Raw genomic sequence first — 8,479 nt, forward strand, 5'->3', positions numbered from 1 at the left:
AAATATTGGACACCCCTGAACAGGAAATATGGGTTATCCGACGTTATAACAGATATATACGTGAGCACATGACAAAAGTCGCTAAACTCATAGGATTGGAACAAACACCATCACCAACATGGGCAAGACATAGCTTTGCTACCAATCTCAATAATTCAGGTGTCGTACCTTATAAATATATAAGCGACAGCATGGGGCATAGTGGTGGCAGTGACATCACTTCCAACTATATAGGTGCCTATCCTCTTGCGAAGATGTTGGAGTACAATTATTATTTGCTTAATGAGAAGCCTAAAGAAACTGCCCCAGTTGTAGATAAGAAAGCTTTGTTGGAGATGCTGAAGGGCTTAAGCGAAGAGGAGAGGATGGAGTTGATGGTTGATTTATCTAACTGATGCAACCTTTACCGCAAGAATACCAAGCAGAATGCCGCAAAAATACGGAATAAAATACAGCAAAAATACCGAATGAAATGCCGCAAAAAAGTGGATTTAATTACCACAAAAAACACGAATTGGCAATACAATTCGCAGAAAATGTGTATCTTTGCCATTGAAAAATATATTATATGAATTATTATAAAAGAACAGCCGATGCCCTGCTGCAAGATTTACTGGATGCATTTGGGGCAGTATTGATAGAAGGTCCCAAATGGTGCGGTAAAACCACTACGGCATCTCAACTTGCCAATAGCATCTTGAGAATGCAAGACCCAAGTATGCGTGAGGAGTATTTAGCCACAGCTAAAACTAAGCCGTCCATTCTGTTAAAAGGAGATACGCCTCGTCTTATTGATGAGTGGCAAGATGCTCCAATGTTGTGGGATGCGGTACGAACAACTGTTGATGACCGACAAATTCCCGGACAATTTATACTCACTGGTTCCAATGCTGTTGACAAATCTCAAATACATCATTCCGGAGCTGGTCGTATTGCCCGGTTGCGTATGTTGCCTATGAGCTTGTGGGAGTCGCAAGAATCTACGGGCGAAGTTTCATTGAAAGAACTTTTCAACAATCCTGATTATGATATTGACGGTAAAATGTCTAAGATGACCGTTGAAGACTTAATCTTTGCCGCATCCCGAGGTGGATGGCCGGCTTCTTTGTTGGCTCGTACTCCAAAAGCTCAATTACTCGTGGCAAAGAACTATGTTCAAACCATTTGTTCTGACGATGTTTCCGGTATTGATGGGAAAAAAAGAGATGCCAAACTGACCAGCATGATACTTCGGGCCTATGCCAGGAATGTTTCGACATTGGTCAAGAAAAAATCTCTTTTGGATGATGTAACCTCGTCTGGCGAAGTAAGTTGCCACGTAGATACATTTGATGATTATGTTTCGGCTTTAGAAAAACTATTTGTTATCCAGAACATAAGTGCATGGTGTCCTGCCATAAGAAGCAAGACCGCTATCAGAAGCAGTGTAAAACGATGCTTCTGTGACCCTTCTATACCGATTGCCCTTTTGGGACTATCTCCCGAATCATTAAGTATGCAGCTTAGGACGTTTGGATTTATCTTTGAGCAGATGTGTATTCGTGACCTAAAGGCATACACCATTGATTTGAACAGTCATGTATCTTACTACCATGACCGATACGACTTGGAAGCGGACATAGTGCTGCATTTGGAAGATGGACGTTATGCTCTCATTGAGTGCAAACTTGGTAGTAGCGAAATTGATGAAGGAGCTAAACACTTACTCGAACTCAAAAGGCTGATACAGGAGCACAACAAAACGGAGAAGCAGGTGCCTATTCGGGAGCCAGACTTGCTTATTGTGATGACGGGTGGGACAATGGCATACTCCCGTCCCGATGGAGTTAAAGTGATTCCTTTGGCATGTCTCAAAGATTAACCATTTAGCAAAACTGTTTATATGGATGATGATATGAAGGAACTTCACCATGATAACTATCCCAGTCAATCGGAAATGCAGGAATGGCTTGAAGCGAATCGAGAAATCTATACAGACTTTAAGAGTAAGATTCAATCAATCTTAAAGAACCTGTTGTGCGATAACCACAGTAAACAGATAGATGATGAGACAAACAAGTTACAAAGCATAATTCTGGAGATAATGACCACAGAAGAAGGGGTTGCTACCGATGAGTTGATTGACAAATTCTCCAATGCCATAAAAGATGGGAATGTGTCTGCTTGCTGCTTGTATTGCTATTTGGAACTGGACAATGGACTTAAGGAAATAGAATATGCCATGACCAAATTTGAGCAATCAGAGGATGCAAAATACATTAAAGAAGGCATTCATGCCTATTGGGAGGATAAGAAACGTGAAACTCAAGAAGCAGTTAACAAGGATTTGAATTTGCTCAGTCTGCGTCGCTAGCACTATGAACACCCCGGAGACTATCAAGAATTTACAAATCTTTTTGCCAAAGCATACGAAGGTGATATGACTTTCATTCTTAAAGGCATGTCTTACTTGGCAGAAATGCTGTCTCTCAATGGGATTAAGGGCATTACAGAATTACTTGAAAGTCTTTGTCCTGGGACTGAAAGCTACAATAAAGCTCAATTTGGAAGCAATTACCAGCAAGTTCATGAGAAACTGACAGCCTTGTTTGCTTCTACATTTAATCAAGAGGTTACGAAACAAAAACTCCTGCATAACAATCCTTTCATGTGTAGTACGTTCTACTGGATGATATTTGACGATGGTTTTGTGAAGATGGGAGATTTACTCTCCAAAACAATGATGGGAGAAAACTCGTCTGTCTGGCAGAAAGGTTTTGGTGGGCAATTTATACGCTCTTTAATGCTTACCAGTTTTGACAAAGCGGCTTATACCAAAGGGGCATGGAAAGCTATGGGTAAAAATGGTGCGGCAAAAGAGGTGGTCAGTTCCACCTTACAGGCATCTAAAGGTCGCCGTGGACGCAAGCAAGTCTGTGTCCTGCTTGAAGAAATGCTTATACAACCTTATGCGGAACTTCTTACCAATGGGATAGAAACAATACTCACCGAATGGATGGAAACGAATGCTACAGACTCCGTTCTTGCCTATATTTTTGCTGCGTTGACTAATGGCGGTTTGCTTAATGACTCTTACAATTACCGAACTTTTCATACTGCCATTTTGGAGAGGTTCCCATCCCTTGGATTCAAATTTGGTTTTGATTGGGCAGAAGCTCTTTATAGTGCCATTATCAATGAACATGGCGACTATAGCTATAATTTGAACTTATCAGAAAAAACTATTCAAACAGGAAGGGAACAAGCGAAGTTGATGGGCATAAGACTGCGTACCTTGCTTTCCCCCAATGTATATTGATTCTATCATAAACGCTTGATTAGTTAAAAAGAAACGCTATCCTGTTAAAAGCACCTCGGCAGAAATCAACACGATTTTTACCGAGGTGCTTTCTTTGTGTTCTATAATAATTTCGCGGCATAATCATCTAAACAATATATTATGCAAGGAAATTTTATCATGTTACAGAAGGATGACCTCAAGCAGGTTGTTTCCGAATTAGTGGAAGAGTTGGTAGGAAAGAAATCCCAGCCCGATTTGACTTCAGAAGAGAGTGACGAATACTATACGCGCGACCAAGTATGCGAACGGCTCCACATCACCTACACCACTTTGTGGCGTATGCAGAAAGAGGGTACAATCATCGTTCACAAGTTAGGTGGACGCAACCTTTACTCAAAAAGGGAGATTACTTCACTTGTGAAATCGAAAGTTCAGGGTCCTGGATGTAGTGAATTGAATGTATAATCCCAAGAGGAGCAATATGGAAGAATTATATATTCGAGTAGGTACTACAATATATAAGGTAGTGCAGCAGCCTTTGGTCGATGGTACAACTATCACCCGCCGGATTCAATGGAGCTTTGGCACTATCCGGCAGGACTATGGAAAGAACAATATTCCTCCCATCACAAAGTATAATGGCTTTTGTACAGTACCGAGTCATATTAACTATCAAAAAGAGGTTGCAGGTTTCTATAACCTTTACGAGCCAATAACCCATATTCCTGTGGAGGGCGATTTCAAGCATATCCGCTCGTTGGTGGAACATATTTTTGGTGAGCAATATGAGTTGGGAATGGACTATCTTCAACTGCTATACCTAAAGCCCACGCAGAAGCTGCCGATACTTCTGTTGGTTTCGGAAGAACGGAATACAGGCAAGAGTACATTCCTGAACTTCTTGAAAGCATTGTTTCAGGATAATGTTACTTTCAATACGAATGAGGACTTTCGTAGTCAGTTCAATGCCGATTGGGCAGGCAAACTGATGATAGTTGTGGATGAAGTGCTGCTCAACCGCCGTGAGGATAGCGAACGGTTGAAGAATCTTAGCACAGCCCATTCCTATAAAATGGAATCCAAAGGGAAAGACCGTTATGAAGTGCAGTTCTTCGCTAAGTTCGTGCTGTGTTCCAATAACGAGAATTTCCCCGTTTACATTGAGCCGGAGGAAACACGTTATTGGGTGAGAAAGGTTAGCAGATTGGAAAAGGATGATACTTCGTTTCTACAGAAATTGAAAAACGAAATCCCAGCATTTCTGCACTATCTGTTGCATCGTGACTTGACAACCAAAGAAGAAAGTCGAATGTGGTTTTCGCCGTCACTCATACGCACGGATGCATTGGAGAAAATCATCCGCTGCAACCGGAGCCGCATAGAACTTGACATGGCTGAACTGCTGCTCGACATCATGGACTGCATGCAGGTAGATGTGGTGGATTTCTGCATCAACGACCTATTGGCGTTATTCAACTATTCAATGGTAAAGGTGGAACGCCACCAGGTGAGGAATGTCCTGCAACAGTGTTGGAAACTGGAGCCTGCTCCCAATGCGCTATCTTATTCCACTTACCAAATGTCCGTGTTGCCGGGACAGAAGTATTCTGCATCACCCAAGAAAGTGGGTCGATTTTACACCGTCACCCGAGAAATTCTGAAAGACTACCGTTGAGTTTGTTGAATTTGATGAAATATAGGGAGAAACGTATGAGCAAGGCTTATATGATTCAACAATAGTCTCAACAGTTTTCAACAGAAAATGCTGGCCAAAAAGAAAAATAGAATCCTAAACCGTTGAATGCGATTTTTATTTTCCCTTTTGTCGGTACTCTCTCAACAAAGTCAACAAAATCAACGAGAAATAAACAATCACAAGACTCTTAAAATAACAGTCACATGAAGAAAGAAGATTTAATACCAATTATCGCGCGGCACAATCCTCTCTTGGCAAATGCGGTCAGCCGAATGGTTGACTACATCCAAGACCGATGGGCGGCACCGTACCCATCTAAGGAACAGACGGAAGCAGTGAACGCCTACCTCCGTTCCGTCCATGCGGACGGCGACGGCACGATGAGCGAGAACAACATCGCCCACCGTAGGATTGCCACACAGGTGATAACCATTAACGCAATCCGTGTGCTTGACCATGACCAGCTCGGCCGTTTGCAAGATGTGCTGAGCCACATAGCGGCGGATAAGGAATACCACATGCCGGAACACGGGTATGGCATGGGCAGGTAGCTGACCAGTGTAACACCTATAAATATCATAGACTATGTGCAAGAACGAACAGACCATACATTACTGCACCATCCTTTCCGCTAGGCAGTGGGATTTCCTTTTGAACGTCAGAGCCGCCATTGACAGGCAGAAGTGCCTACATAGGTTGATGGCCGCAGCCGTGCGAACAAAGACCGTCCTCCGTATCAAGGGCGTTGAGATTGCCTTGGAGGTGGGACAGGCGACAGCTTCCGATGTAGAACTGGCGGAGTATATGGGCTGCAACCGAAAGACCATCGGAAAGCTCATTGACAGCTTCAACAAGCTCGGTATGCTGACCACCCGAACCAACAACCGCACTTCCATACACACCCTGCATTTCCTGACAGGATGGTATGTGGATGGTGTTCTGTTGACCAATCCCCATTATGTCAAGCCTGCGGCAGTTCCCAAAGGACAGACAGGCGGAGTACGGACACCATACTCTCATGATATGCCATTGGAGGATAAGCCGTGTGCCATGCCGGACGATTGCCAATGCCCAAGGCAGGACGTGGACAGCACGGCAGACGGAGCAGCCGCCCTTTCTTCTTCCCTTTGTTCGCCTGTGGTTTCTGACAGTTCGGAGAGCAGGACGGATGCGGAGGACAAAGCCGACAGTTCAAATGCCGGAGAACAACAACGGGCAGCATGGCAATAACCCCGTAGAAAGCCCGAAAGAGACGCAGGACGGCACGATTGGACGGTGTGGACGACCCGACATAGCCGAGAGGAACTGACGGGCGCACAGCGCAGGATCTCAGCGGTACTCCGTTGGCGTGGCCTGACTGACTGGGCTTGCCCAGATATAGCCCACTATAACTTCTCCGCTGCGCTCCGAAGTTGTGGGCTCTCCCGAGGGACTTAGGACGCTGCCCTAAGAACCCGGCAAGGACTTTCAGCCCTGTGCAACCCGACCAAAGAGTGACCCCCTCTTTGGAAACTCCGCTTAGTGGCTTCCACCCCTAAGAACCCGGAGCAGGAAGTGACCCTCTCCCTGCACCCACCGATTAAGGCTCTGCCCTAATAACCCGAAGTGAAACCCAAAATACAGAAAGCTTATGGCACAGAAGACATCCATCAACATCAAGCCGTGCAACATCGGCAGCAGCGAGGCGCACAACAGGCGGACAGCGGAATATCTCGCCAATATCCGCAAGGAGAAGTTCTACATCCGTACCGACCTCATGGCAGGAAACGAGACATGGGTATCACCTGATTTCGGCGAAACCACGCTCACCGAGCGTTACAATTTGATAGCCGCAATGGTCAAGGAAAAGACAGGTCGGGCGATGCAGACCAAAGACCGGGAACGGGTGAACAAAAAGACAGGAAAGGTGACCATCGTCCGTGGCAGCACTCCGCTCAAGGAGGGCGTGGTCGTCATCAAGGACGATACCACGATGGAGCAGTTGCGGAAGTTCTGTGAGGTGTGTAAGCAGCGTTGGGGAATCACAGCTTTACAAATCTTCACCCACCGTGACGAGGGACATTACGGCACTCCCGGAGATACCGCCACATGGAAGCCAAATCTTCACGCCCATATCGTATGGGACTGGATGACCCACGATACGGGAAAGTCCTGCAAGCTGGACGAGAAAGCCATGAGCGAGATGCAGACCGTTTTGGCTGAGTGTCTGGAAATGGAAAGGGGCACCTCAAAGGAGCAGACGGGAAAGGAGCATCTTGAACGCGCTGACTTCATTCTTGCCAAGCAGAAGCAGGAAGCCGAACAGGTAAAGGCGGAAAAGGAAGCAGCCGAAGCCGACAGGGATGCTGCGATCCGTGAGACGAACAATGCCAAATCCGAACATGAAAAACTACAAATCGGGAACGAAGAGAAGCAGCGGCGCAGTGAGGAACTTGACAGCGAAATCGCCGAAAAGGAGGAACGTGCGCGAGAGGTTGACAGGGAGAATACGGACAGCATAAAGTCCGGCATCGCCAACTTTTTCGGCAAGGGCAAGTACGCAGCCATCGAGCAGGAGAACGAGAGATTGAAAGCCGAGAACGAGCATATCAAAGAATCGTTCCCCGATGCCGTCAGGAAAGAGGTGGCGAAGCGGACTAAAGCACTGACCGAGGCAAAGCGGGCGGTCGAACTGGAGCGTGACAGTGCTATGGCAATCGCTGACAGCTTTGAATCCGAGAGGGACACGGCACTGCGGCAGCTCCGGGAGCAGAAGACCGGGGAGCAGCATCGCATCAGCATGGCGGTAAGCCGAGCCACAGCGGAGAAGGACAAGACCATCCGCCTGCTGCAAAGTGCGCTGAAAGCAAGCAGGCATATCCTCAGCCTGTTTGCGGATATGCTCTACAAGGCCAACGAAGTATTCAGGCGAGCCATAGATGCGATTATCCATTTCGGTACGGAGCAGCACAAGTCCGTCTTTTCCCCCTCCGAAGCCGCTGACATCAAGAGCGTGATGCAGGAATATGGGGAAACGCCCGAACAGCATTCTGCTGTCGGCGCATGGCTTTGTGACTATGCGGAGAGCCGACAGCCTTTTGACGAAATAAAACATCGCCATACACTCAAAGAGGTTGGCGATGTAGCAGAGGGACGGTATGATTGGAAAATTGAACGAGAAGAGAGAAACCTTGGCCTATAATTTATTTTCCTAAAAGCGCGTTTGTTTCTACAACAGTGCTATGAGTTGTTTTCATTGTCACTCGCCTTAGTGACAAAATCGATTTGAATATTTCAAAAAAAACGAGAAGAAATATACCATTATCAAATATTGTATTATCTTAGTATCTAAAGCAATAGTATGATGCTCTTGCTATTAATCATCTAAATCATATTTATATGAAAGAAAACAGTTTTCAAATGTGTATAGATTGTGCTCATAAACAATCTAACCCCCAATTACCCGAGGGTATGTATTATTGTCCTTATGTACAAGATATTTTTCCTAATGGTATTATACATTA

8 protein-coding genes and 1 pseudogene are annotated in these 8,479 nt (G+C 45.5%); all 9 read left to right on the forward strand.

Translation table 11 applies throughout. From position 1 onward, the window contains the following. Window positions 1–11: 11 nt before the first annotated feature. Window positions 12–395 (forward strand): annotated as a pseudogene (locus tag NW212_RS13475) (tyrosine-type recombinase/integrase); the annotation flags it as partial. A gap of 173 nt (window positions 396–568) precedes the next feature. Beyond that, on the forward strand, window positions 569–1,861 hold the full coding sequence (locus NW212_RS13480) for an ATP-binding protein (RefSeq protein ID WP_007747646.1): 1,293 nt from the start codon (window positions 569–571) through the stop codon (window positions 1,859–1,861). A 21-nt stretch (window positions 1,862–1,882) separates the two neighbouring features. Next, window positions 1,883–2,353: a hypothetical protein gene (locus NW212_RS13485; RefSeq protein ID WP_258339157.1), complete on the forward strand. Its 471-nt coding sequence runs from the start codon at window positions 1,883–1,885 to the stop codon at window positions 2,351–2,353. Between the two features lie 66 nt (window positions 2,354–2,419). Then, window positions 2,420–3,298 carry a DUF6043 family protein gene (locus NW212_RS13490; protein WP_258339158.1) on the forward strand — a complete coding sequence of 293 codons (879 nt, stop codon included), beginning with the start codon at window positions 2,420–2,422 and terminating at the stop codon, window positions 3,296–3,298. A 141-nt stretch (window positions 3,299–3,439) separates the two neighbouring features. Next, complete coding sequence (locus tag NW212_RS13495; protein ID WP_204432716.1) at window positions 3,440–3,745, forward strand: AlpA family transcriptional regulator; 306 nt, start codon at window positions 3,440–3,442, stop codon at window positions 3,743–3,745. Window positions 3,746–3,761: 16 nt separating this feature from the next. Next, a complete protein-coding gene (locus tag NW212_RS13500; RefSeq protein ID WP_375337997.1) occupies window positions 3,762–4,955 on the forward strand; it encodes a primase-helicase family protein in 1,194 nt (397 codons plus the stop codon). A gap of 224 nt (window positions 4,956–5,179) precedes the next feature. Beyond that, complete coding sequence (locus tag NW212_RS13505) at window positions 5,180–5,527, forward strand: hypothetical protein (protein WP_258339160.1); 348 nt, start codon at window positions 5,180–5,182, stop codon at window positions 5,525–5,527. Window positions 5,528–5,561: 34 nt separating this feature from the next. Continuing rightward, on the forward strand, window positions 5,562–6,206 hold the full coding sequence (locus tag NW212_RS13510; RefSeq protein ID WP_258339161.1) for a hypothetical protein: 645 nt from the start codon (window positions 5,562–5,564) through the stop codon (window positions 6,204–6,206). Window positions 6,207–6,606: 400 nt separating this feature from the next. Continuing rightward, the gene (locus NW212_RS13515; protein ID WP_258339162.1) at window positions 6,607–8,157 is read left to right on the forward strand and encodes a mobilization protein; all 1,551 of its coding nucleotides are present in this window, start codon (window positions 6,607–6,609) and stop codon (window positions 8,155–8,157) included. Window positions 8,158–8,479: the final 322 nt, after the last annotated feature.

Source organism: Bacteroides sp. ET225 (assembly GCF_024733745.1).
GTDB classification, from domain to species: domain Bacteria; phylum Bacteroidota; class Bacteroidia; order Bacteroidales; family Bacteroidaceae; genus Phocaeicola; species Phocaeicola excrementipullorum.

Bases quoted from the DNA above. Each gene is read 5' to 3' on its own strand.
- NW212_RS13480 (WP_007747646.1), top strand. From the start codon at position 569: ATGAATTATTATAAAAGAACAGCCGATGCCCTGCTGCAAGATTTACTG.
- NW212_RS13485 (WP_258339157.1), top strand. From the start codon at position 1,883: ATGGATGATGATATGAAGGAACTTCACCATGATAACTATCCCAGTCAA.
- NW212_RS13490 (WP_258339158.1), top strand. From the start codon at position 2,420: ATGACTTTCATTCTTAAAGGCATGTCTTACTTGGCAGAAATGCTGTCT.
- NW212_RS13495 (WP_204432716.1), top strand. From the start codon at position 3,440: ATGCAAGGAAATTTTATCATGTTACAGAAGGATGACCTCAAGCAGGTT.
- NW212_RS13500 (WP_375337997.1), top strand. From the start codon at position 3,762: ATGGAAGAATTATATATTCGAGTAGGTACTACAATATATAAGGTAGTG.
- NW212_RS13505 (WP_258339160.1), top strand. From the start codon at position 5,180: ATGAAGAAAGAAGATTTAATACCAATTATCGCGCGGCACAATCCTCTC.
- NW212_RS13510 (WP_258339161.1), top strand. From the start codon at position 5,562: ATGTGCAAGAACGAACAGACCATACATTACTGCACCATCCTTTCCGCT.
- NW212_RS13515 (WP_258339162.1), top strand. From the start codon at position 6,607: ATGGCACAGAAGACATCCATCAACATCAAGCCGTGCAACATCGGCAGC.